This window comes from Streptomyces flavofungini, assembly GCF_030388665.1.
In the GTDB taxonomy this organism is placed as follows: domain Bacteria; phylum Actinomycetota; class Actinomycetes; order Streptomycetales; family Streptomycetaceae; genus Streptomyces; species Streptomyces flavofungini_A.
Map to the genome: position 1 here is coordinate 8,981,898 of NZ_CP128846.1, position 22,772 is coordinate 9,004,669.

Sequence of the window (22,772 nt, forward strand, 5' to 3'; positions counted from 1 at the left end):
CCGTGACCACGTCCACCACCAGCGAAGATGTCCCCATGACGAACGCTGTCGAGTCCCACCGCACCGTGCTGGTCGTCGAGGACGACCCGGGGGTGCGCAGCACCCTGGAGCAACTCCTGCGATTCGAGGGCTACCACGTCCTCGTGGCGGCCGACGGGCTCGGCGCCCTGAGCGTGCTGGAGGAGCAGCGGCCGGACCTCGCGATGGTGGACGTGGTCATGCCGGGCCTCGACGGCCTCGAACTGTGCCGGATCCTGCGCAGGCGCGGCGAGCGCCTGCCCATCCTCGTGCTCACCGCCCGCCACCTGATCGGCGACCGCGTCGCGGGCCTGGACGCCGGGGCCGACGACTACCTGGCCAAGCCCTTCGCCACCGAGGAACTCCTGGCCCGCGTACGCGCCTTGCTGCGCCGCGCCGACCCGCCCGCCGACGCGGGCCTCCTGCGGGCCGCCGACCTCACCCTCGACCCCGCCGCCCGCCGTGCCGCGCGCGGCCCGCGGGACCTCGACCTCACCAAGACCGAGTTCGACGTACTGGAACTGCTCCTCAGGCACCAGGGGGCCGTCCTCACCCGCACCCGCATCTACGAGCGCATCTGGGGCTACGACCTCGACGCCTCCTCGCGCTCCCTCGACGTGTACATCGGCTACCTGCGCCGCAAGACCGAACAGGACGGCGGTGAGCGTCTGATCCACACCGTGCGCAACGTCGGCTACACCCTCAGGGTCGCGTGATGCTGCGCACCAAGATCACCGTCCTGGTGGTCGCGGCCGCCGCGCTCGCCATCGCCGTCACCGCCTTCGCCTCCTTCCGCAACGTCAGCGACGTCGTCGGCGACGAACTCGAACGCGGCCTGGAGGACCGCACCGACACGGTCCGCACCCTGCTCGCCGCGGACCGCACCCCGCCGGAGCGGGACGACATGATCGAGCAAGTCCTGTCCCCGAAGGGCGCCGTGCGGCCGCTGGCACCGGGGCGGACGGCGCTGCCCGTCTCCGCAGCCGACCGGCGCGTGGCCCGCACGGGCCAGGGCACGAGCCGCCAGGACGTGATGGTCTCCGGCACCGAGTACGGGATCCTCACCCGGCCCCTGCCCGACGGCGGCGCGGTCATGGTCGGCCAGAGCTACCGCGACGCCGTGCGCCTCGAACGCGACTTCCTGTGGCGCATCTGCCTCACCACGGCCGCCGCCACCGGACTCTCGGCCCTGCTCGGCTGGCTCGCCGTCGGCCGGATCCTGCGGCCGGTGCGCCGCCTGGTCCGCGCGACCCGGCGCATCACCAGCACCCAGGACCTCTCCACGTCCCTTCCGCCCGCGGGCAAGGACGAGATCGGCCAGCTCACCCTCAGCTTCGACACCATGCTGAGCGCCCTGCGCCGCTCCCGCTCCCAGCAGCAGGAGCTGGTCCACAACGCCAGCCACGAACTGCGCACGCCCCTCACCTCGGTGCGGGGCAGTGCCGAACTCCTGCAACGGGCCCAAGGCCGACTCGATCCCGAGGACGAACAGAAGATCCTCGCCACCCTGGTCACGGAGGCGGTCGCCCTCGACGACCTCGTCCGCGAACTGGTCGAACTGGCCACTGACCGCTACACCGAGGACGAGCCCACGAGCGTCGACCTGCCCACCCTCGCCGAGGACAGCGCGCGCCGCCACAGCCGACGCACCGGGCGGACCATCACCGTCACCACCACCAGTCCCACCCCGGTCCACGCCCGCACCCGCGCCCTCCAGCGCTGCGTCGACAACCTCCTGAACAACGCCGTCAAGTTCAGCCCTCCGGGCACCCCCATCACCCTCCACATCGACGGCTGCCGACTGTCCGTGCGCGACCGGGGCCCCGGCATCCCGCCCGAGGAGCGCACAGCCGTCTTCGACCGCTTCCACCGGGGTCCCGGCACCCAGGCCATACCCGGATCCGGGCTCGGTCTTGCGATCGTCCACGACCTCGTCGAGGCGGAGCACGGCACCGTCTTCGCCACCGAGGCAGCGGGCGGTGGCGCGGAGGTCGGCTTCCGGCTGCCGCCGCGGACCGGCGGTGAGGACGCCCCGCCACCGGGGTGCGCCACTTCGACCGGGACGCCGCGCCTCTGACATCCTGCCGTCGTGCGCGTACTGATCGTGACGGCAGGGAGCTGGGGCGACGTCGCCCCGTTCATCGGCCTCGGCGTGCGGCTGCGCGGCGCGGGCCACGACGTCGTCCTCGCCACGCACGAGCGCTTCGAGGAGGCGGTGACGGTCCAGGGCCTGGGCTTTCGGCCCCTGCCCGTCGACCCGCGCCAGGAGCTGGCCTCCCAGGTCGGCCAGGGCCTCGCCAAGGCGGCGAGCCCGCCCGCGGAGATGGCGCGGATCATGCGCATGGCGCGGGCGTTCATGCCCCGCCTCGCCGTGGGCGTCGCGGACGCCGTACGAGCGGGCGCCGACGTCGTCCTCAGCTCCACGGTCACCGACTCCCTGTGCGCGACACTCGGTGAGGCGCTGCGGGTGCCGAGCATGGGGGCCTACCTCCAGCCGATCCAGCCCACCCGCGCCTTCCCGCCGATGATCACCGGTGCCCGCTCGTTCGGATCCCTCGGCAACCGCCTGGCCGCCCTCGCGCTGTGGGCAGGCACGGACCGGATCTTCGCCCCGGCCGTCGGCGCGCTGCGGCGCGAACTCGGCCTGCCGCCACGGAGGTTCGGCGGCCCGCTGGGCCTGCCCCGCGGGCGCACCGTCCTGCACGGCTTCAGCCCGACGGTCGTGCCCCGCCCGGCGGACTGGCCCGCCGGACACGAGGTGTGCGGCTACTGGTGGCCGCAGCCCCCGCCCGACTGGCGGCCCGACGCCCGCCTCGCGGACTTCCTCGACGCGGGCCCGCCACCGGTCTTCGCGGGCTTCGGCAGCTTCGTCACCACCGAGGCCGAGCGGCTGAGCGGCCTGCTCGCCGAGGCCATGCGCCTGGCGAAGGTGCGCGGGGTCGTCCAGGCCGGGTGGAGCGGCCTGCACGCCGAGAGCGACGACCTGATCACCGTGCAGGACGTCCCGCACGCCTGGCTGTTCCCCAGGACCGCCGCCGTGGTCCACCACGCGGGCGCGGGCACGACATCGGCGGGACTGCGCGCGGGCACCCCCGCCGTCCCCGTCCCCGTCCAGCTCGACCAGCACTTCTGGGCCGCCCGCCTGCACACCCTCGGCGTGGCGCCCCGCCCGCTGAGCTACCGCCGTCTGACCGCGCGGCGGCTCGCCGATGCCCTCACCGCCGCCGTCCACGACCCCGGCCCGCGGACACGCGCCGGCGACCTCGCCGGGGCCCTCGCGCGGGAGGACGGCGGCCGGCGGGTCGTCGCGGCACTGGACCGGCTCAGCTGAGCCGGTCGAGATCTCTCTCGAAGCCGCTGCGGGCTTGTGGCAAGATCGCGGGATGCTGCGATTGACCGACTTCATCATCGACTGCCCGGACACGATGAAGCTGGCCGCCTTCTACTCCGAGGTGACGGGCCGTCCGATCAAGGACGGCAGCTCCGAGGAGTGGGCCGGCATCCAGTTCGGCGAGATCGAGCTCGCCTTCATCCGGGTGGACGACTACCGCGCTCCGCGGTGGCCCGACACCGAGCACCCCAAGCAGTTCCACCTCGACTTCGAAGTGGACGAGATCGAGCCCGAGCAGCGCCGCGTCCTCGCCCTCGGCGCGACGCTCAGGCAGGACTTCATCGGCCCCGAAGGCTACGGCTGGCGGATCTACACCGACCCGATCGGCCACCCCTTCTGCCTGTGCCGCAACAAGGGCGTCGTCTGGACCGACCAGGGCCCGGTCTGGCCCGAGCGCGGCTGAGCGCCGAGCGTGCCGAGCCGCTGAGCGCCCGGGCCGCCTGCCCGACGAAGGCCCGGGCCCCGGCCGACAGACGTCGGCCTTCCTCTCAGCCGGCTTCCGTCCGCCCGCGCTCCTGTGCCGCCGGGGCGGCGGACAGCTCCCGCGGCCCGTAGTAGGCGCGCTCGGCGCCCGTGGCCAGCGCCCAGTAGCGGTCGCCGAGCGACCAGTGCCACCACTCGGTGGGGTAGTTCACCAGGCCCACGGCCGTCAGTGCGGCGCCGAGGATCCGGCGGTTCTCCCGCGCCTCGGCGCTGATGTTGTCGGCGTCCGTGTAGCAGGCGCCGGCGCTCTCCTCGGGGGAGGCGTTCATCGCGGTGCCCAGGTCCTGTTCGCGCCCGTCGGTGTCGGCCAGCGTCAGGTCGACGGCGGCGCCCGCGCTGTGCGGCGCGATGGCGGGCGGGGAGACGTAGCGGCTCGCCGCCGCGTGGATCGGCCCGGCCGGCCAGTCCGGGTGGAGGGCCCGCAGCTCCTCCTCGTACTCCTCGAAGTACGTGCGCTGCAACGACAGCGGGCGGTAGCCCTCGACGAACAGCAGCCGCAGCCCGTCCGGCAGCAGCGTCTGGGCCTGAAGGAGGCGCTCGACGACGCCTTCCCGCAGGTACGCGAAGGCGTTCTCCGGGTCCTTGAGGCGGTCGTCCACCAACAGGGCGGTCTCACCGCGCACATCCACCAGCGGCTCACCGCGTTCCAGGACGGGGATGGAGGTGACCTTCGGATCGGACATCAGGATGATCTCGCTCATGGCGGGATCATCTCCTGACGCCTGGTCGCGCCGGGACGGCGGCCCCGGTCCTCCCCTCTGCCGTCAGCCGTCGCTGGACGCTTGCCTTGGAGCGCGCTCCACCTCGTACAGTCACGGCACTCAAAGAGGGCAACGGGGACCACGAGGGCCGGGGGAGACCAAGGGCCGCGGGGACCACGAGGACCAACGGGCAAGGAGAGTCGCATGCGCCACCGCGTTCTGGGCGGTACCGGGATCGAGGTCAGCCCCTACTGCCTCGGCACGATGATGTTCGGCTCCGTCGGCAACGCCGACCACGACGACTGCGCCCGCATCATCCACGCGGCGCTCGACGAGGGCATCAACTTCGTCGACACCGCCGACATGTACTCCGCCGGGGAGTCGGAGACGATCGTCGGCAAGGCGCTCAAGGGCCGCCGGGACGACGTGGTCCTCGCGACGAAGGTCCACTTCCCGATGGGGGAGGGCCCCAACCAGGGCGGCAACTCCCGGCGTTGGATCGTCCGGGAGGTGGAGAACAGCCTGCGGCGCCTCGGCACGGACTGGATCGACCTGTACCAGGTGCACCGGCCGGACCACACGACCGACATCGAGGAGACGCTCTCCGCGCTGACCGACCTGGTGCGCCAGGGCAAGATCAGGGCGTTCGGCTGCTCGACGTTCCCCGCGGCCGACATCGTCGAGGCGTACCACGTCGCCGACCGCCGCGGGCTCCAGCGGTTCCGCACCGAGCAGCCGCCGTACTCGCTGCTCGCCCGCGGGATCGAGAAGCAGGTCCTGCCGGTGGCGCGGCGCCTCGGCATGGGGGTGCTGACCTGGAGCCCGCTGGCCTCGGGCTTCCTCACCGGCCGCTACCGCAAGGGCCGGGCGCTCGACCTGAGCAGCGGACGCCCCACCCTGAACCCCGACCGCTTCGACCCGTCGGCGCCGCGCACCGCCGCGAAGCTGGACGCCGTCGAGCAACTCGTGGCGGTGGCCGATGAAGTGGGCTGCACGCTGCCGGAGCTGGCGATCGCCTTCCCGCTCGCGCATCCCGCCGTCACCTCGGTGATCATCGGCCCGCGCACGATGGAGCAGCTGCGCGCCACGCTCAAGGGCGCCTCCGTGGCCCTGGACGACGCCGCCCTCGACCGGATCGACGCGATCGTCCCGCCCGGAACCGACGTCTACCCCCCGGACGGCGCGTGGACGCCGCCGTCGCTCACCACACCGTCGCTGCGGCGCCGGGCGGCCGGGGAGAGGGCGGCCCTCTAGAGGGGGCGGAGCGGGGCGGGAAGTGAGGGGGGCGGGTCAGGTCGAGAGAACAGGGGAAGGGAGCAGGTCGAGGGAAGCCGGTGGCGAGAAGCGGGCCGAGTGATCGGGGTGAAGGACTGTGGTGACGCGTCGTACGGTGATCAAGGCCGCGGGGGCCGGGACGTTGGCGAGCGGGGTGACCGTGCCCAGCGGGCTGAGCGCGCCCGCCGCGGCCGCCTCCCGGGCGCGGGACACCGACGTCCTGGTGGTCGTGGAGAAGAGCAGCCACGCCGTGAGCTTCTACGACGTCGCTTCGGGACGGCGCCTGGACAGCGTGGAACTGCCCGACTACCCGCATGAGATGGTCGTCGACTCCGAGCGGCGCTTCGCCTACGTCGGGCACTACGGCGTCCGCATGTCCGCCACCGTCGGCGAGGGCGGCGCCGCCGTCCTCGCCGTCGACCTGGCCGAGCGGGCCCTGGCCAGGACCATCGACACCCGCCCGTTCAACCGCATCCACGGCATGGGCATCGACGGCCAGGACCGCCTGTACGCCCTGAGCGAGGAGAAGGCGGTCCTGCTCGGCTTCGACAACCCCGCCACCGACACGGCCCCGACCCGGGCGGTGCCCACGCACGGTGTCAAGACGCACCTCTTCTCGCTCAGCCGCGACGGCGAACGGGCCTACGTCACCGACTTGTTGTCGCACACCGTGAGCCTCGTCCGCCCCCACGACGCGGCGGTCCCCCCGCTCCTGGCGACCCCCGGCCAACTGCCCGAGAGCAGCTGCCTGAGCCGGGACGAGAAGACCCTGTTCGTCGGCGCCCGCAAGAGCGGTTCCCTGGTCGCCGTGGACGCGCGCACCATGAAGGTGCGCCGGAGCCGCACGGTCGGGGGAGACCCCCTGCGTGTCTACACCGTCGACGACGAAAGGGTGTTGGCGACGGACATCGCCGCCAACACCCTCACCCTGTTCAGCGCCGACCTGCGACCGATCCGCTCCCTCCACCTGGACGGAACCCCGGCCGCCGTGTCGTTCCACCCCACGAAGCCACGCGCGTACGTCTCCCAGCTGGGCAACAACCGGATCACCGTCGTCGACCTGGACCGGCTCGCGATCGTCGGCGGCTTCGCCACCCAGCTCGAACCGGACTCCTCCGTGCTGCTCCCCGCGACCTCGTAGCCCCCCGAGCGCGGCTGGTCGCCGCAGCACGGTGCCGCTAACGTGGCGACATGTCGCATGACCTGCCCGACCTGAGGGCATCGCACGAAGACCGTGACCGCGTCGTGGATGCGCTGCGCGTCGCCGCCGGTGACGGCCGACTCGACGCGGAGGAACTCGACATGCGCCTCGAACGCGCGCTGTCGGCCAAGACGCTCGGCGAACTCGCCGACCTCACCACCGATCTGCCGGGCGCACCCGCCGCCAAGGGCAAGGACGTGCTCGTGGTCGACCAGCACGGCGGCAAGTTCGTACGGGAGGGGCGCTGGTCGGTGCCCTCGCGCATCGAGCTCCGTACGGCGGAGTGCCGCGTCACCCTCGACTTCACGCACGCCGTGCTCACTTCGGACGTGCTGCGCATCGAGACGGACATGGCGCACGGCAAGCTGGTCCTCGTCGGCTCGCCGGACATCGTGATGGACACCGACGGACTCAACCTCACCTACTCCAAGATCAAGCTCCGCCCCAAGAACACCGTCGCCAAGCCCCGCCTGCGCATCGAACTCGTCGGGAAGCTCCTGCACGCGAAGATCGTCGAACGGCGCAAGTGAGGTGAGGCCGGGGCGCGCGTGGTGGCGCGGGCCGTGCGCAGGAGGAGCCGCGGGCCGTGCGCGTGAGCAGGCCGCGGGCCCCGCATGACGAGCCGTCCGCCGTGCGCCTGGTGATGCCGTGCCCCGGTACACAGGCTGATGCCGCGCCCCGTACACGCGACGATGCCGCGGGCGGTGCGCACGATGATGGACACATGACACACCTTCCCCAGGGACACATCGCCCGGCGGCGAGCCGAACTCTTCGAAGCCGCCCCGGCCGTCGACGGCGCGGCGGCGCCGACCGGCGCCGCGGACCGGTTCACCGGCCCCGCCACCGGCGACGAGCGCGCGCTGCTCGTCGGATTCCTCGCGGCGCAGCGGACGACGCTCGCGCTGAAGTGCGCGGGCCTCGGCGCGGAGTTGGCGCAGCGGTCGGTCGCCCCCTCCACGCTCTCCCTGCTCGGCCTGGTTCGGCACCTCGCCGACGTGGAACGCCGCTGGTTCCGGAGCGTGCTCGCCGCGGCGGACGCGCCGTCCCTGTTCTCCTCACCGGCCGAACCCGACGCGGACTTCACCGGTGCGCTGCCCGACGCCGCCCTCGCCGCGGCGGCCTGGGACGCCTGGCACGCCGAAGTCGCCTTCGCCGAGCGTTTCGTGACCGACGCGCCCCACCTCGACGTGGAGGGAACGGACTCCTGGCGCGGCACCGTGTCCCTGCGCTGGGTCCTCGTGCACATGATCGAGGAGTACGCGCGCCACAACGGCCACGCCGACCTGCTGCGCGAGCGGATCGACGGGGCGATCGGCCTCTGAGACGAGGCGTCGCCCGGGAGACGATGTCGGGGGACCGGCCCGTTCATCGGCGCGAACCACGCCTGCAACGGTCCGGCTCAGTTCGCCGACAGCCGGATGCCGCTGGTCGCAGGCGGTCACGGGGCCTGGGCCCCGGCCCCGTAGTGCCCGTACTCCGGAAGGCCCGCCGCCTCGAAGGTGTGCACCGACAGGCCACCCGGCGTCGTCCGCTGGTCGACGAGCCGCAGCCCGGCCGGCGCGCCGCCGTCCGGGAACAGCCGTCGTCCCTTGCCCACGACGACCGGGGCGATGGCGAGCCGGAAGGTGTCGACAAGCCCGGCGGCCAGCAGGGACTGGGCCAGCAGGGCACTGCCGTGGATCTGCAGCTCCCGCCCCGGCTGCTTCTTCAGCTCGGCGACCTGGGCGGGGGCCTCCCCGGACAGGATGGTGGTCGGATCCCAGTCGGCCTCGACCGGGCTGTGGGCGGCCACGTACTTCGGCAGCCCGTTCATGATCGGGGCGAAGGGGTGGTCGGTCATCGTCGGCCAGTCCCGCGCGAAGTTCTCGTACGTCCGGCGGCCGAACAACAGCGCGTCGGCCTCACCGAGCCACGTACCGACGAGGTCCACGAACTCCTCGTCCATGTGCGGCACGAACCAGCCGCCCCGCGTGAACCCGTCACTCGTGTCCTCGTCCGGGGCCCCCGGCCCCTGCGACACACCGTCGAGCGACAGAAACTCCTGCACGACCAGCTTCATTGCGCACCACACTCTCTTCGGCCTCGGCGGAGAGACGCGATCGTCCCACTTCTCCGACCCCGCGGAGCGCAGACACTCATCGGTCGGGACGCGCTGTGCCGCGAGCGACGCCGTCAAGAGTCCAAGCCCACCCCTCGACGAGTCCATGTCGCCAGGATCCACCGCTGAGTACAAGGGGAAGGCGCCGTCGAGGTCGCCCTCCCCACGGACAAGGGCGCCCCCCCACAGAGAGGAGCAGCACATGCCAGTGCGGACTCTCCGCCTCAGTGCCGCCGCAGGCGCGGCCATGGGCCTGCTCCTGCTGTCGCCCCGGACGGCCGCCGCCGACGTCGGCGGCGAACGTCCCGGTCAGCTGGTCCCTGCCCGGCACCCCCTCCCGAGGGAGCGGACGGCGGGCCCGGTGCGACGTGTGCGGTGGACCTCGACGCCGGGTACGGCCACCGGGACGACATCAAGGTCCAGCGGACCGGGCCCGACACCTGGACCGGCACGGCGAGGAACACGGCCACCGGTGTCTGCACGCACCCGGGCACGTACACCCTGCCGTCCGGCAGCGGGAACCTGAAGGGTGCCCAGGGTTCGTCGAGTACGACGCGGGCATCCCGAGCTGCGCCCAGATGCCCAGGTCGGACGTCGCCTCGGCGGGCCCACCGGCACCGACGCGGGCGGACCGAGCGGTACGTCCAGGGCCGACTACGAGGCCGGCGACTGCGTCGGCGAGGCCGGCTACCGGGCCGAGAACGACGGAGCGGGGACGCACGTCACCCGCGGCTTCGTCTCGTGGGCTCCCTGCGCCGCGGTGAGGATCACTGGTCCGTGGGCGCTCCGGGGCTTCCGGTCCCGGAGCAGCAGTCGTCGGGTTTCCCGTCGGCGGGACGGTCGGGGGCGCCGGGCCGGTATCCGGACTGTGTGAGGAGGCGTCGGAGCCAGCGCGTGCGGGCGTCGCGGGCGTCCTTGGTGAGTGCCGCGCGCGGCGCGATGCCGTCGAAGCCGTGGTATCCGCCGGACCACACGTGCAGTTCGGCCTGGCCGCCTGCCTGCCAGAGGGCGTGCGCGTACGCCACGTCCTCGTCGCGGAACATCTCCGCCGAGCCGACGTCGATGTACGCCGGGGGCAGGCCGGAGAGGTCCGTGGCGCGGGCGGGGGCCGCGTACGGCGGCAGGTCGGCGGCGCCGTACCGGTCACCGAGGTACGCCCGCCACGCCGTCGCGTTGGAGGTGAGGTCCCACATGCCGATGCCCGTCATCTGACGGCTGGAGAACGTGTGGTCGCGGTCGTCGAGCATCGGGCACAGCAGCAGTTGCCCCAGCGCCCTCGGGCCGCCCCGGTCCCGGGCGAGGAGGGCGAGCGCCGCGGCGAGCCCGCCTCCCGCGCTCTTGCCGCCGATGACGACGCGGTCCGCGTCGATGCCGAGGTCGGCCGCGTGCGCCACCGCCCAGACGAGTCCGGCGTAGCAGTCCTCCAGCGGCGCCGGGTACTGCGCGTCGGGCGCGAGCCGGTACTCGACCGAGACGACGGCCAGGTTCAGCGGCAGCACCCACTCCCGGAGGATCCGCGGCAGCACGGACCACGCGTTGCCCATGACCAGGGCGCCGCCGTGCAGGTAGTACAGCAGGGGCAGCGGCCCGACGACTCCCGCGGGCCGTGCGCTCACCAGCGTGACGTCAGGGCCGCCCGCCGGCCCCGGCACCCGCAGCTCCGCCACCTCGAACCGCCCGTCGGCGCGCAGCTCCTTCGCCGTCGGCCTGGGCCTGGCCGCGGCGTCCCGCGCCTGCCGTGCCGGAAGGTTGGCCGGGGTCATCGGCTCCCACGCCTCCCGGCCCAAGGCGTCGAGGACGGGGCTCAGTTCGGGGTCGAAGGGCGGTGCCGCTGCCCGAGGCGTCGGGATCCGGTGCGGCCGCGCGGGCGCGTGACGGTCAGTCATGAATCACTCCACGGTCGGGTGGTGGGTCGGGCGGGTGCGTGGCCGCGTCGTGCCCGGGCAGGAGGGCCGGGCCGGCCGGTCCCTATGCCCGCCACACCGTCATGTCGGCGGTCAAGAAGCTGATTCCGCTCTTCGGCAGCGCCGTCGACTTCACCTGGACCACGAGCAGCGCGATGTCCCCGGAGGGGTGCTTGACGCAGATCTCGCTGCCCGCCGCCGCTGCGGCCAGGGGGAGGCGGCGGCTGTCGGCACCGCGCAGGGCGATGCGGCAGGAATCGCGGGTGGCGCCCGGCTTGCCGTACAGCATGGTGATGACGCTCGTGTCGCTCTCCAGCGAGCAGTTGGTGTCGTTGCAGACGAAGCGGATGTCGCCCTTGCGGTCCTTGCGTTCGACCGGCTCCTTGATGTTGAGCGAGTTCTTCTCGTCCAGCCACTGGAAGGGGTACGGGATGGCGCGTGACGGATCGGGCGCGTCCGACGTGGATCCCTTGGTCCCCGACTCGGTCGACTCCCGGGACTCCGCCCCACCCGACTTCGAGCCGTCCGACTTCGAGCCGTCCGGCGCGGACCCGCGCGACCCTTCCTCGGAGTCCGACCGCGACGAGGACCCGTCCGACTCGGCAGACGCGTCCGCGCCGACCGGAGACGCCCCGGCGGCCGTACGGTCACCGGACCCGTCCCGCGACTCCAGGACCGTCCATGTCGAGCCGCCGAGCACCAGTGCGCCCGCAGCCAGGGCCGCGGCCGTGATCAGCCCGGTACGTCTCCTGCGTGCCCGCTGCTCGCCCGGCCCCGTCGGCCGGGGCTGTGCCATGAGCGCCATCGTGTGCACGGGAGTGGGGTCGGGGACCGGCCCCGGAACCCTCAACTCCGGTCCCATGACCTCCCGCCAGACCTCCGGCCCGGGGCCCGGGTCCCGGCCGAGCCGCTGGCGGCACCAGTGGACGATCTCCGCCGGTGTGGCCCGCAGCGCGGGGTCGGCGACCAGGCACCGGGCGATGATCGGGCGCAACTGCTCGGGCACCCGGGACAGGTCGGGCTCTGAGTGCACGATCCGGTACAGCACGCTGACCGAGGGGCCGTCCCCGTACAGCGGCTCACCGAGCGCCGCGAACGCCGCCGTCTGCCCCAGCGCGAAGACGTCGGTCGCCGCCGTGACCTCACCCCCGGACGCCTGCTCGGGAGCCATGAACTGAGGGGTGCCGACGGCGGAGCCCGTGACGGTGTGCGAGGTGATGTCGGAGGCGAGCGAGATGCCGAAGTCGATGACCCGCGGCCCGTCGGCGGCCAGCAGCACGTTGGACGGTTTGAGGTCCCGGTGCACGATGCCCTCGCCGTGGATGGCCTGTAGCGCCTCGGCCACCCCCGCCACCAGCCACAGCACCGCGGACACCGGCAGCGGCCCGCGTCGCGCGACGGCATCCGCGAGGGAGGGCCCGGGTACGTACAGCGTGGCCAGCCACGGCGGTACGCCGTCCGCGTCGGCGTCGATCAGCTCGGCCGTGTAGGCCCCCCGGACCCGGCGGGCGGCCTCCACCTCCCGGCGGAACCGCCGCCGGAACTCCGGGTCGTCGGCGAGTTCGGGACGGACGACCTTGATCGCCACCGGGCGGCCGCCCCGCGTGTGCGACAGATAGACGCGGCCCATGCCGCCCGCGCCGAGCCTGGCCGCGAGTCGGTAGTCGGCCACCAGCGGTGGATCGTCCGCCCGCAGTGCCTTGAACACCTCAGCCGGATGGTTCATCGGCGCTCTTCCCCCCGGTCACCATCTGGCCAGCAGAGGGGCTGACCAGCCACAGAAGCTTAAACGGACGGCAAACAGGGGGGAGCGGAGGGGGATCAGGTACCGAGGTGCGCCCGGCCGCGCCCAGGGCCCACGGAGCCTTGGTCGTGTCGACGGCGGCACGCAGTGGGCGGCCCGCGGCCGCCTCAGTGGCGGGTGTCCGGGGCGGCGACCTGTGCTCCGAGCCGTTCGGCGAGGAACGCGATGATCTCGTCGCGGGCGCGCACGGTCGGGTGGCCCTCCTCGTCGACGAGGTGCGCGGTGACGACGCTGTGGGCGCAGCCGACGCTGTCGCGGAAGAACGGCGGGGGGTCCGTGCGGGCCACCTCGTCCGGCAGGACCCGGCCGTCGAACGCGTCGCCGAGCAGCGCGCGGTAGGCCGCGAAGCGTTGGCCCGTGCACCACTTGTCGTCGGCGAAGCGGTACGCGAGGACCTTCAGGCCGTCGCGCGCGACGCGTTCGGCCACGGCGACAGCGTCCTCGGCGCCGATCTCCAGGGCGCCGGGGTCGTCGAGCGGCAGCGACGGATGGTTGACCACCGGCGCGATGACGGCGGGCTCCAGTGCCATCGTCAGGGCGAAGTTGCCGGTGAAACACAGGCCCACGGCGCCGACACCGGGCCCGCCGCGCTCGGCGTGCGCGATGCGGGCGAGACCGCGCAACCAGGAGACGACGGGGCTGGTGCCACCACCGGCGAACGCCCGGAACTCGGCGCTGACACAGGCACGGCGGACGACGGCCTGGCCCTCCTTGACGAGCGGATAGGCGCCGTCGATCCCGAACAGGGACGGCATATAGACCGAGAAGCCCGCGTCGCGCACCCAGCGCGCGAACCGCGCGAGGTCGGGGCTGATGCCCGGCATCTCCGGCATCAGGACGACGGCCGGTCCCGACCCGCACACGTACACGGTCTTGCTGACGCCATCGACGTCGACGGTCCTGCGGGAGAAGTCCCCCAGGAGGTCGTCACGTTGTCCTCGCACGGTTGTCATGAGGCACAGGATGACGAGAGGCTGCCCCCACGGAGAAGCGGCGAGATCGCCACGTTGCACGGTGATCTCGCCAAGCGATCGGGTGCGCGAGTGTCCCGGGTGCCCGGGTGGCTGGGCGCAGGAGCGCCGCAGGTTCGGAGGAGGATGCCGTATGGTCCCGCTGCGGGTGAGTGTGCTGGCCTACCCCGGCTGCTTCGGCTCGGAGGTGTTCGGCGTCATCGACCTGCTCACCATGGCCGGCCACGTCGCCGCCGCGCAGGGAGTGGGGGAGTCGTCCTACGAGGCCTCGATCGTCTCGCCCCGCCGACGGGTGACCCTGTCGGGCGGCGCCGGCGTCGACGTCTGCGCGATGCGCCCCGCGGACGTACTGATCGTGCCGGGCTTCGAGATCTCACCGGCGGTCGACCTCGACGCGACCCTCGCGGACCTGAGGCCCGAAGTGGCCGCCATCCGAGCGCGGGCCGCGGCCGGGACCGCGGTCGTGTCGATCTGCGTGGGCGCCTTCCTCCTCGCCGAGGCCGGGCTGCTCGCGGGGCGCGAGGCGACGACGTCCTGGCTGTACGCGGACCGGTTCGCGCGCCGGTACGCCGATGTGCGCGTGCGCGCGGAACAGCTGGTCGTGACCGACGACGGCGTGACGACCACGGCGGCCTTCAGCGCGATGTACGACTTCGCGCTGCGCTTCGTCCGCGAGCACGACGGCCCCCGCGTGGCCCGCAGCACGGCCCGCGTCGCCCTCCTCGACGACGCCCGCGCCACGCAGTCCGCGTACGTCGACGTGGGGCTCCTGCCCGCCGTGGGCCGGGGCTTCTCCCTCGGCGTGAAGCGGTGGCTCGACCAGAACCTGGAGGCGCGCTACGACCTGCCCGCCCTCGCCGAGGAGTTCGGCGTCAGCACCAGGACCCTGCTCCGCCGCTTCGGCGACGAGGCCGGTCAGACCCCGCTGTCCTACCTGCACACCGCCCGCGTACGCCGAGCCAGACACCTCCTGGAGACGACGGACAGGACCGTCGCGCGCATCGCCGCCGACGTCGGGTACCGCAACCCCGGCGCCTTCGCCCAGGTCTTCACCCGCCACACGGGCCGGCAGCCGAGCGCGTACCGCGCGGCCTTCCGCCGCCATGACGCCCCGGCGCCCCGGAGGGAGCCCGCGCCTAGCTGACGTGCGCCGCGATGACCCGTGCGCACGCCATCGACTCGGCGTGCCCGGTGTCGACCTCCACGTCGTACGCCATGCCCCGGTGGACCACATCGGCCTGGGAGGCGGCCATCCCGACGACGCGGTCCCCGCGCGCGACCTCGCGATCCGCGGCGATCGCCCCGTCGCACCGCACCCCGACCCACAGCACCCGCAGCTCGCCGAGCGCCTCCTGCCACCGCCGCTGCGACTGCGCGCCGCTGAGGAACACCTCATCGACGATGATCCGCGCCCCGGCTCCGGCCATCGCCGCGAGCCCCGCGATCCAGGCCCCCTCCAGAGCCCGGAAGTCCGCCCCGACGACCACTTCACCGCCCGGCCCGAACTCGATCCCCGCATCCGACGCCCGCAGCGCCGCGGGCAGCGCGTCGACGAACGTATCGACCCCGAAGGCCAGCCACGGCCCCGGCAGCACGTCCTGCAGACACCGCACGATCCCGGACTTCCCCGAGCTGGAACCACCGTTGAGAACGATCACCTGCGTCTTCACCGCGCCACAGTAGCCACACGGCGACGCCGCGCCCAACGGATTTCAGGGCCCCGGGACAAGGATGGTGAACCGGAACGCCTGGTCGGTTCCCCGTGGGAGTTCCGGTTTCCTCACGGCGAACAGTGAGGTCGCCCTGCCTGGCCGTCAGTGCTGGATCAGCCCACCGACCGCGACGGGCGCCACATGCCCGGTCGGCGGGACGGTCCGCGCGAGGTCGAGGCCGATGTCGACCAGGGACGAGCGGCGCAGGCGCGCGACCTCCGGGATCGGGGTCCAGCGCGACTCGGCGATCTCGCCGTTCGGCTCCGGGCGGAGGGAGCCGCCGGTGATGCGGCAGCGGTAGAAGACGCCGACGTTCTGGTGCTCGGGCAGGCCGGGGGAGGGGCGGTCCGCTGCGGGGATCACCCGTGAGTCCACGCCGAGGAGGCGTTCGACCACAGCGTCGCAGCCCGTCTCCTCGGCGACCTCCCGGATCACCGCGTCGAACGGATCCTCCGCGTGCTCCACCCGGCCTCCGGGAAGAGTCCAGGTGGGTTCGCCGTGAGGCGGCACGTGCCGCGCCAGCAGCACCCGGCCGCCCTCGACGCACACGGCGTACGCCGCGAGCCGGAAACTCATCCGCTACCCCCTGTTGGACGCCGGTCCGATGCCCCCACCCTGCCCGAGAACGGCTCCCGGGGGTAGCCGAGTGGGGGTCGGTAGGGGGTGACCGGCACAAGGGCGACTGCTACACATGAAGGGTCAACACCCGCGGCACGGGGAAGCCGGTGAGAATCCGGCACGGTCCCGCCACTGTGACCGGACGAGCCCCGGCTCCCGGAAGTCAGATCGCCGCCCGCGGGTCCGCGACGAGGCCCACGAGGATGGCGCTGAAACGTCGGGGAGTCTTCTGCCATGCTTTTCCGCTGCTTCTTCAGTGTGAGCGGAACCGGTGCTTTGCGACATCAGTACGTGGGTGTGTCGGCCCCGCCCTGATGCCCACGGTACTTTCCCACCCAGGCCTCCTGCCTGCCTTGCCGCATTCCCGCTCGCACCGCGGCCCACGCGATGACACCGGACACACCTCTCCGGTACCGCTGGGCTTCGCGCTGTGTTCCTGCGGCATCCGCCCTGCGGGGCAGCCGCCCCGCACACCCGCGTGCGGCTCCTGAAGTCCCAGCGTCCACGGACCCGAACAGGTCCCTTCGCGCGAGCAGTCGCAGCCGTGGCCCACCGCCGCCGCACCCCTGCCGACTGCGCACGACTCAGGAACCCCTGCCTCCCAGGCGCTGCCGCCTGGCCTCCAACGGTCCTGCTCCGCCGGTGATCCCGGCACGGACAGGCGACCGGCCGCGCCTGCCGTACGGGAAACCCCACCACCACCACCACTGCTCAGGAAGGACGCCCGGTGGCTCACACGCGCACCGCACCGGCCGGAACCCCGCTCGGCGACAGCTTCCACCTCTACGACACGACCCTCCGCGACGGCGCGCAGGGCGAGGGCATCTCCTACTCCGTCACGGACAAACTCGCGACGGCACGTCTGCTGGACTCTCTCGGGGTCGGATTCATCGAAGGCGGCTGGCCCGGGGCCATGCCCAAGGACACCGAGTTCTTCCGGCGCGCGGCGGCTGAACTCGACCTGAGGCACGCGGCGTTGGTCGCCTTCGGCAGCACGCGCAAGCCGGGGCGACGGGCGCAGCAGGACGCGCAGGTGCTCGCCCTGCTGAACTCCGGCGCCCCGGTGATCACGCTGGTCGCCAAGGCCGACAGGCGGCACATCGAGCGCGCTCTGCGCACCGACGTGGCGGAGAACTGCGCGATGGTCCAGGAGACGGTCCGCTTCCTCACCTCCGAGGGGCGCCGGGTCTTCCTCGACGCCGAGCACTTCTTCGACGGCTACGCCGACGACCCCGACACGGCGCTCCGCGTCCTGGACGCGGCCATGGCGGCGGGCGCCGATGTCGCCGTGCTCTGCGACACCAACGGAGGCCAGCTTCCGGGCCGACTCGCCGAGGCCGTCGCCGAAGTCGTGGAGCGCACCGCGTTCCGGGTCGGCATCCACTGCCAGGACGACACGGGATGCGCCGTCGCCAACACCGTCGCGGCCGTCGAGGCCGGGGCCACGCACGTGCAGTGCACGGCCAACGGGTACGGGGAGCGCACGGGCAACGCGGACCTGTTCGCGGTCACCGGCAATCTCGCCACCAAGCTGAACATGCCGGTGCTGCCCGGGACGCGCCTGTCCGAACTCACCCGGACCGCCCAGGGCCTGGCCGCGATCGCCCACGTCAGTCCGGATCGGCACCAGCCGTACGTGGGCGCCGCGGCCTTCGCGCACAAGGCGGGCCTGCACGCCAGCGCGATGAAGGTCGACCCCGGTCTCTACCAGCACATCGACCCGGACGTCGTCGGCAACGAATCCCGCATCCTGGTGACGGAGATGGCGGGGCGCGCCAGTCTGGAGCTGAAGTGCCTCCAGCTCGGCTTCGACGTCCAGGACACGGACGCCGTCTCCCGTGTGGTGGACCGCGTCAAGCAGTTGGAGGCCGCGGGGTGGTCCTTCGAGTCCGCCGACGCGTCGCTCGCGTTGCTCTTCCACGACGAGCTGGCGAACACGGCCACGGGCCGGAACGCCCCGCGAGGCCCCCGCGCGGCCTTCGCGCCCCTCACCTACGAGGTGGTCGAACGCCGCGCGGCGGACGGCGCAGTGGTGTCCGAGGCGAGCGTGCGGCTGCGCGTGGGAGGCCCCGAAGGCGTCGGGGAGGTCTCCGCGGGGGCCGATCGCGCCGGGGAGGTCTCCGCGACGGCGGTGGGTGACGGCCCGGTCGCGGCCCTCGACTCGGCCCTGCGCGGAGCCCTCGCCCCGCACCTGCCGTGGACAGCCGAGACCGCGCTCGTGGACCACAGCGTGCGGGTGCTCGAAAGCGGCCCCGGCACTTCGGAGTTGACCCGTGTGCTCGTCGTCTCCCGCGACGCGGACGGCGAATGGACCACCGTCGGTGTCCACAGCAGCGCGGTCGTGGCCGCCATGCTCGCCCTCTGCGACGCCCTTGCGTACAAGCCCCTCAAGGACGCGCTGCGCGATGCGGACGCATCCTCTCGCGCGGACGCGTCTCCTCGCGCGGACGCGCCCCCTCGCACCGACGCGCCCCCTCGTACTGCCGCGGCGCAGGCACCGGTCCCCAGCCGTTGAGACACCCCCGCCCCGCGACCCCCTCACCAGGTACTCAGGAACATGCAGGCATCACACCGAAGAGGTTCGACGATGAAGAGCTCCCCGAACAGCGCACGGCGGATCCAGCCCGAGCTGGACGTCCTGGCCGAGATCGAGGACCGGGTGCTGTGGCTCTCGTCGGCGATCGTCCATCACGCCAACCGGGTGCGGCCGAACCCCACCGGTCTCAAAGTGGGGGGTCATCAGGCCTCGTCCGCGTCGATGGTGTCGATCATGACCACGCTGTGGTTCCGGCATCTGCGGGCCGAGGACCGGGTGTCGGTGAAACCGCACGCCTCCCCGGTGCTGCACGCGATCAACCACCTCCTCGGGCGTCTCGACGCCTCGTACCTGCCGAGGCTGCGGGAGTTCGGGGGCCTGCAGAGCTACCCGAGCAGGACCAAGGACCCGGACCCGGTGGACTACTCGACCGGATCGGTGGGCATCGGGGCCACCGCTCCGGTCTGGGGTGCCCTCGCACGCCGCTACACCGCGTCCGCGGGAGGCGATCCTGGCACCGGACGCCAGTACTCGCTGCTGGGCGACGCGGAACTGGACGAGGGAGCGATCTGGGAAGCGGTCCTCGATCCCTCGGTGGTGGAACTGGGCGAGATCGTCTGGGTCGTCGACATGAACCGGCAGTCGCTGGACCGGGTCGTGCCCGACATCGCGGCCGACAAGCTGCGGGGGATGTTCGCCGCCGCCGGGTGGCAGGTCCTGACGCTGAAGTACGGGCAGCTGCTTGAGGGCCTGTTCGAGCGCCCCGGCGGCGGCGAACTCCGGCGGCGCCTCGACGGGATGACCAATCCGGAGTACCAGCGGCTGCTGCGCTGCGAAGGCCCCGAGCTGCGCCGCCGCCTGCCCGGCGCCGGACCCGAGGCACCACGCGTCACCGAACTGATCGCCGACATCGACGACGACGTCCTCGTCGAAGCGGTGGCCAACCTCGGCGGCCACGACCTCCAAGCCCTCGACACCGCCTTCGGCGCGATCGACGACACCCGGCCCACCGTCATCTTCGCCTACACGGTCAAGGGCCACCGCCTTGCGACGAAGGGGCATCCGCAGAACCACTCCGCGCTGCTGACCGAGCAGCAGCTGCACGACCTCGCCACCCGTGTCGGCGCGGACCCGGCCGACCCCTGGCGGGCCCTCCCCGCCACCGGCGAGGCGCACCGCCTGTGCGAGAAGACAGCCGAGCTGCTGCACCGCCCGGACGTCCGCCGGACCCCGCCCCCGGAGCTGCCGACCGACTTCGGCCGCACCCCGAAGGGCTCGACCACCACGCAGGCGGTCCTCGGCCGCGTCCTGCTCGACCTGACCAGGCAGGCCCCCGAGGCCGCCCGCCGCATCGTGACGGTCAGCCCGGACGTCAGCTCCTCGACCAACCTCGGGGGCTGGGTGAACAAGGTGGGCGTCTGGTCCCCGCGCGAGCGCCGGGACTGGTTCGCCGACGACGCCGAGACGATCCTGCACTGGAGCGAGAAGCCGACCGGCCAGCACATCGAACTGGGCATCGCCGAGACCAACCTGGTGGGCCTGCTCTCCGAACTCGGCGCGACCTGGAGCCGATGGGGCGAGCCCCTGCTGCCCATCGGAGTCGTCTACGACCCGTTCGTCGAGCGGGCCCTCGAACCGTGGTCGTACGGGATCTACGCGGGCGGGCAGTCCCTCCTCGTGGGCACGCCCTCGGGCGTCTCCCTCGCGTCCGAGGGCGGAGCCCACCAGTCGCTCAAGACCCCGTCGATAGGCCTGCAGCAACCGGGGTGCGTGACGTACGAGCCCGCCTTCGCGATCGACACCGAATGGACGCTGCTCGCCGCCCTCTCCCGGCTGGGCCGCGCCGACGGCAGCTCCTCCTACCTGCGCCTGTCGACCCGCCCCGTGGACCAGTCCCTCGCCGCCGTCCCGGCCGATGGGGCCGCCCGGGCGCAGCGCCGCCGGCAGGCCGTGGCGGGCGCCTACGCGCTGAGGCGGCGCTCCGGTGCGCGGGTGACCGTCGCGGCCATGGGGGCCGTGGTCCCGGAGGCGCTGGCCGCGGCCGACCGCCTGGAGACGGAGGGCCTGCCCGTCGACGTCATCTGCGTGACCAGCCCCGACCTGCTGTACCGCGCCCTGCGCGCTCGGCAGGGCCACGAGCACGCCGAATCCTGGATCCTGGACCAGGTGTTCCCCGCGGACCGCGCCACGCCCCTGGTGACGGTTCTCGACGGTCACCCGCACACGCTGTCGTTCCTGGCCACGGTCAACAAGGTCGCGACGAGTGCCCTCGGCGTCACGCGGTTCGGCCAGTCCGGCTCACTCACCGACGTCTACCGCCACCACGGGATCGACGCCGACAGCATCGTGTCCGCCGCCCTCGACCTCACCACCTGAACCGGTCCGTCGCCCCGGGGCGCGCTGGTCAGTCCGCTCCTCGGTCCACCGGCTTCCCGGCGGCTCCCCCGGGGTCGCTATGGTGCCGGTCGGCCAGGGCGCTGATCCCCGCCGCGGCGGCGGTGGCCAGGTCGCTGACCATCGCGTCGTCGACGGGCAGGTTCAGGACGTACAGGGCGGACGCCAGGGAGCCGAGCAGCAGCAGGTGGGCCATCGCGGGGTCGACGGGCCCGGCCAGCTCGCCGCGGGCCACGGCCTGGTCGACGATGTCGGCGAAGGCGGCCTGTTCGGCGGCCAGGAAGGTGTCCTGGAACCGGGTGTCCAGTTCGGGGTTGACGGCGATCTCGCTGATCAGGGCCGGTGCCAGCTGTCGGGCCGCCGGGGTGGCCATGCGGACGTGGAACGCGCGGACCAACGCCAGCAGGTCCCCGTGCAAGGAGCCGGTGCGCACCGGTGGAGGCAGCTGCTGCTCGTGCACGGTGGCGACGAACGCCATCTCGGCCTTGGAGGCGTACCGGCGGTAGATCGCCGCCTTGCCCACCCCGGCGCGCGCCGCGACCTGGTCGACGGTCAGGGCCAGGTAGCCGACTTCGTCGATCAACTCACGCGTGGTCTGCAGGATCTTGTGATCCACGCGACTGTCCCGGGGGCGTCCACCCCGTTGCTTTCCCGCTGTCATGGCCCGATTATACGGAACGAGAGTATCGAAACGGCAGTATCGGAACTGTGGTTGCACCGACCCGCGCCACGCAGCGGCAACCGCGGTGGAGCCGCACCACGCGGCTTCGCGACGAGACGGGAGAACTCGGATGATCAAGTGGGCAGGCTGGATCATCACGTTCTGCGGAACGGCACACACGCTCGGCGCCCTGACGGTCGAGAAGGCCGCACGCCACGCCGGGACCTGGTTCAGCGGCGGACTGTGGGACGAGGACCTGGCCGACATGAGCCCGGCGGGCAGCGCGTACTGGCTGAGCCTGGACAGCTTCGGCATACCGCTCCTCCTCATCGGAGTGACGGTGCTGTGGCTGGACCGGCGCGGCATCACCCCGCCGACGTTCCTCGCCTGGACGCTGGGGGCCTGGACTCTCGTCGACGCCGTGATCCTCCCGTTCACGCCCTGGCCGCTCTTCGTGCTCGCCTGCGCCCTGCTGCTGATCGGGGCCCGCCGCGCCCGCCGCGACGACCCCACGCCCCGGACCGGGCTCCACGAGACGTACGGAACTCCCCAGCAGTGAGCGGGACGTCACTCGGCCTGCGCGTGCCCGGGCCGGGCGGGGGAGGGGCGGCCGCGTCCGGGGCGACCCGATCCGGCGACGACGCGTGCCTGGCGCGCACGTTGCCGCAGCTCCGTGGTGAGGGCAAGGCCGGCGTACGGAGGGTCGGCGGCCCGCGGGCTCTCCCGGGGGTCGGCCGGGGCGGCGCGGTCGAGAGCCTCGGCCAGGTCGTCCAGGAACACGCCCATGTCGAGGAGCGTGTCACGCAGCATCCGCATCCTCGTGGTCTGGCTGCCGAGTTGTCTGCGGGTGGCGAGCAGGCTCTCGAGTTCCTTCTCGGACACGGCGATCATGGGTTGGCCGTCCACGACGACCCGCCGCGGTGTGCTGCGCACCGATCCCCCCTTCATGCCTTGGTCGTGTCAGTGCTGTCCGACGGGCCGGGGCGCTCCTCGCGCCCCGGCC

At 72.9% G+C, this 22,772-nt stretch carries 21 protein-coding genes and 1 riboswitch; of the genes, 12 read left to right on the top strand and 9 right to left on the bottom strand.

Features of this window, described 5'->3' with window-relative positions; all coding sequences use genetic code 11:
- Positions 1–35: 35 nt before the first annotated feature.
- The 4 genes from QUY26_RS38925 to QUY26_RS38940 are packed head-to-tail and all read left to right on the top strand — an operon-like array spanning position 36 to position 3,812.
- Positions 36–734 carry a response regulator transcription factor gene (locus tag QUY26_RS38925; protein ID WP_289955191.1) on the top strand — a complete coding sequence of 233 codons (699 nt, stop codon included), beginning with the start codon at positions 36–38 and terminating at the stop codon, positions 732–734.
- On the top strand, positions 734–2,095 hold the full coding sequence (locus QUY26_RS38930) for a HAMP domain-containing sensor histidine kinase (protein WP_289955192.1): 1,362 nt from the start codon (positions 734–736) through the stop codon (positions 2,093–2,095). Before QUY26_RS38925 ends, QUY26_RS38930 begins: the two co-directional genes overlap by 1 nt.
- Positions 2,096–2,107: 12 nt before the next feature.
- On the top strand, positions 2,108–3,349 hold the full coding sequence (locus QUY26_RS38935) for a glycosyltransferase (protein WP_289955193.1): 1,242 nt from the start codon (positions 2,108–2,110) through the stop codon (positions 3,347–3,349).
- 52 nt (positions 3,350–3,401) lie between these two features.
- Positions 3,402–3,812 carry a VOC family protein gene (locus QUY26_RS38940; RefSeq protein WP_289955194.1) on the top strand — a complete coding sequence of 137 codons (411 nt, stop codon included), beginning with the start codon at positions 3,402–3,404 and terminating at the stop codon, positions 3,810–3,812.
- 85 nt (positions 3,813–3,897) lie between these two features.
- On the opposite strand, the gene QUY26_RS38945 is transcribed toward QUY26_RS38940, so the two are convergent.
- Positions 3,898–4,593 carry a M15 family metallopeptidase gene (locus QUY26_RS38945; RefSeq protein WP_289955195.1) on the bottom strand — a complete coding sequence of 232 codons (696 nt, stop codon included), beginning with the start codon at positions 4,591–4,593 and terminating at the stop codon, positions 3,898–3,900.
- A gap of 204 nt (positions 4,594–4,797) precedes the next feature.
- Here QUY26_RS38945 and QUY26_RS38950 point away from each other — a divergent pair, with 204 nt between their 5' ends.
- The 4 genes from QUY26_RS38950 (at position 4,798) to QUY26_RS38965 (ending at position 8,393) form a co-directional block, all read left to right on the top strand.
- A complete protein-coding gene (locus tag QUY26_RS38950) occupies positions 4,798–5,847 on the top strand; it encodes an aldo/keto reductase (protein ID WP_289955197.1) in 1,050 nt (349 codons plus the stop codon).
- A gap of 121 nt (positions 5,848–5,968) precedes the next feature.
- The gene (locus QUY26_RS38955) at positions 5,969–7,009 is read left to right on the top strand and encodes a YncE family protein (RefSeq protein ID WP_289955199.1); all 1,041 of its coding nucleotides are present in this window, start codon (positions 5,969–5,971) and stop codon (positions 7,007–7,009) included.
- 50 nt (positions 7,010–7,059) lie between these two features.
- Complete coding sequence (locus QUY26_RS38960) at positions 7,060–7,599, top strand: DUF1707 SHOCT-like domain-containing protein (protein WP_289955200.1); 540 nt, start codon at positions 7,060–7,062, stop codon at positions 7,597–7,599.
- Between the two features lie 194 nt (positions 7,600–7,793).
- Positions 7,794–8,393 carry a DinB family protein gene (locus tag QUY26_RS38965; protein ID WP_289955201.1) on the top strand — a complete coding sequence of 200 codons (600 nt, stop codon included), beginning with the start codon at positions 7,794–7,796 and terminating at the stop codon, positions 8,391–8,393.
- A 116-nt stretch (positions 8,394–8,509) separates the two neighbouring features.
- Here QUY26_RS38965 and QUY26_RS38970 read toward each other — a convergent pair whose 3' ends face one another.
- From QUY26_RS38970 to QUY26_RS38985, 4 genes are all read right to left on the bottom strand, one after another.
- Positions 8,510–9,130, bottom strand: coding sequence for a dihydrofolate reductase family protein (locus QUY26_RS38970; protein ID WP_289955203.1), 621 nt, complete (start codon positions 9,128–9,130; stop codon positions 8,510–8,512).
- Between the two features lie 806 nt (positions 9,131–9,936).
- Complete coding sequence (locus QUY26_RS38975) at positions 9,937–11,055, bottom strand: alpha/beta hydrolase (protein WP_289955204.1); 1,119 nt, start codon at positions 11,053–11,055, stop codon at positions 9,937–9,939.
- A gap of 82 nt (positions 11,056–11,137) precedes the next feature.
- On the bottom strand, positions 11,138–12,799 hold the full coding sequence (locus QUY26_RS38980; RefSeq protein WP_289955205.1) for a serine/threonine-protein kinase: 1,662 nt from the start codon (positions 12,797–12,799) through the stop codon (positions 11,138–11,140).
- Between the two features lie 185 nt (positions 12,800–12,984).
- Entirely contained in the window at positions 12,985–13,830 is an 846-nt protein-coding gene (locus QUY26_RS38985) for a dienelactone hydrolase family protein (protein WP_289955206.1), read from the bottom strand.
- A 151-nt stretch (positions 13,831–13,981) separates the two neighbouring features.
- Between QUY26_RS38985 and QUY26_RS38990 the strand changes: the two genes are divergently transcribed.
- The gene (locus QUY26_RS38990; RefSeq protein WP_289955207.1) at positions 13,982–14,992 is read left to right on the top strand and encodes a GlxA family transcriptional regulator; all 1,011 of its coding nucleotides are present in this window, start codon (positions 13,982–13,984) and stop codon (positions 14,990–14,992) included.
- On the opposite strand, the gene cpt is transcribed toward QUY26_RS38990, so the two are convergent.
- Both cpt and QUY26_RS39000 read right to left on the bottom strand, forming a co-directional pair.
- Positions 14,985–15,518, bottom strand: coding sequence for a chloramphenicol phosphotransferase CPT (gene cpt / locus QUY26_RS38995; protein ID WP_289955208.1), 534 nt, complete (start codon positions 15,516–15,518; stop codon positions 14,985–14,987). The genes QUY26_RS38990 and cpt overlap by 8 nt on opposite strands.
- Before the next feature lie 144 nt (positions 15,519–15,662).
- A complete protein-coding gene (locus tag QUY26_RS39000) occupies positions 15,663–16,136 on the bottom strand; it encodes an NUDIX hydrolase (protein WP_289955209.1) in 474 nt (157 codons plus the stop codon).
- 140 nt (positions 16,137–16,276) lie between these two features.
- Positions 16,277–16,351: riboswitch (cobalamin riboswitch) on the top strand.
- 554 nt (positions 16,352–16,905) lie between these two features.
- On the opposite strand from QUY26_RS39000, the gene cimA reads away from it, so the two are divergent.
- Positions 16,906–18,693, top strand: coding sequence for a citramalate synthase (cimA, locus tag QUY26_RS39005; protein WP_289955210.1), 1,788 nt, complete (start codon positions 16,906–16,908; stop codon positions 18,691–18,693).
- Between the two features lie 72 nt (positions 18,694–18,765).
- The gene (locus QUY26_RS39010) at positions 18,766–21,090 is read left to right on the top strand and encodes a transketolase-like TK C-terminal-containing protein (protein ID WP_289955212.1); all 2,325 of its coding nucleotides are present in this window, start codon (positions 18,766–18,768) and stop codon (positions 21,088–21,090) included.
- A 28-nt stretch (positions 21,091–21,118) separates the two neighbouring features.
- Here QUY26_RS39010 and QUY26_RS39015 read toward each other — a convergent pair whose 3' ends face one another.
- On the bottom strand, positions 21,119–21,724 hold the full coding sequence (locus QUY26_RS39015) for a TetR/AcrR family transcriptional regulator (protein ID WP_289955213.1): 606 nt from the start codon (positions 21,722–21,724) through the stop codon (positions 21,119–21,121).
- Between the two features lie 175 nt (positions 21,725–21,899).
- Between QUY26_RS39015 and QUY26_RS39020 the strand changes: the two genes are divergently transcribed.
- On the top strand, positions 21,900–22,328 hold the full coding sequence (locus QUY26_RS39020; RefSeq protein WP_289955214.1) for a DUF6463 family protein: 429 nt from the start codon (positions 21,900–21,902) through the stop codon (positions 22,326–22,328).
- Between the two features lie 8 nt (positions 22,329–22,336).
- Here the strand turns inward: QUY26_RS39020 and QUY26_RS39025 are convergent, their stop codons facing one another.
- Positions 22,337–22,702 (bottom strand): hypothetical protein, encoded by a 366-nt coding sequence (locus QUY26_RS39025; protein WP_289955215.1) that lies wholly within the window; start codon positions 22,700–22,702, stop codon positions 22,337–22,339.
- Positions 22,703–22,772: the final 70 nt, after the last annotated feature.

Coding starts and splice junctions, on each gene's coding strand:
- QUY26_RS38925 (WP_289955191.1), top strand. CDS start 36: ATGACGAACGCTGTCGAGTCCCACCGCACCGTGCTGGTCGTCGAGGAC.
- QUY26_RS38930 (WP_289955192.1), top strand. CDS start 734: ATGCTGCGCACCAAGATCACCGTCCTGGTGGTCGCGGCCGCCGCGCTC.
- QUY26_RS38940 (WP_289955194.1), top strand. CDS start 3,402: ATGCTGCGATTGACCGACTTCATCATCGACTGCCCGGACACGATGAAG.
- QUY26_RS38945 (WP_289955195.1), bottom strand. CDS start 4,593: ATGAGCGAGATCATCCTGATGTCCGATCCGAAGGTCACCTCCATCCCC.
- QUY26_RS38950 (WP_289955197.1), top strand. CDS start 4,798: ATGCGCCACCGCGTTCTGGGCGGTACCGGGATCGAGGTCAGCCCCTAC.
- QUY26_RS38960 (WP_289955200.1), top strand. CDS start 7,060: ATGTCGCATGACCTGCCCGACCTGAGGGCATCGCACGAAGACCGTGAC.
- QUY26_RS38965 (WP_289955201.1), top strand. CDS start 7,794: ATGACACACCTTCCCCAGGGACACATCGCCCGGCGGCGAGCCGAACTC.
- QUY26_RS38970 (WP_289955203.1), bottom strand. CDS start 9,130: ATGAAGCTGGTCGTGCAGGAGTTTCTGTCGCTCGACGGTGTGTCGCAG.
- QUY26_RS38975 (WP_289955204.1), bottom strand. CDS start 11,055: ATGACTGACCGTCACGCGCCCGCGCGGCCGCACCGGATCCCGACGCCT.
- QUY26_RS38980 (WP_289955205.1), bottom strand. CDS start 12,799: ATGAACCATCCGGCTGAGGTGTTCAAGGCACTGCGGGCGGACGATCCA.
- QUY26_RS38985 (WP_289955206.1), bottom strand. CDS start 13,830: ATGACAACCGTGCGAGGACAACGTGACGACCTCCTGGGGGACTTCTCC.
- QUY26_RS38990 (WP_289955207.1), top strand. CDS start 13,982: ATGGTCCCGCTGCGGGTGAGTGTGCTGGCCTACCCCGGCTGCTTCGGC.
- QUY26_RS39000 (WP_289955209.1), bottom strand. CDS start 16,136: ATGAGTTTCCGGCTCGCGGCGTACGCCGTGTGCGTCGAGGGCGGCCGG.
- QUY26_RS39010 (WP_289955212.1), top strand. CDS start 18,766: ATGAAGAGCTCCCCGAACAGCGCACGGCGGATCCAGCCCGAGCTGGAC.
- QUY26_RS39020 (WP_289955214.1), top strand. CDS start 21,900: ATGATCAAGTGGGCAGGCTGGATCATCACGTTCTGCGGAACGGCACAC.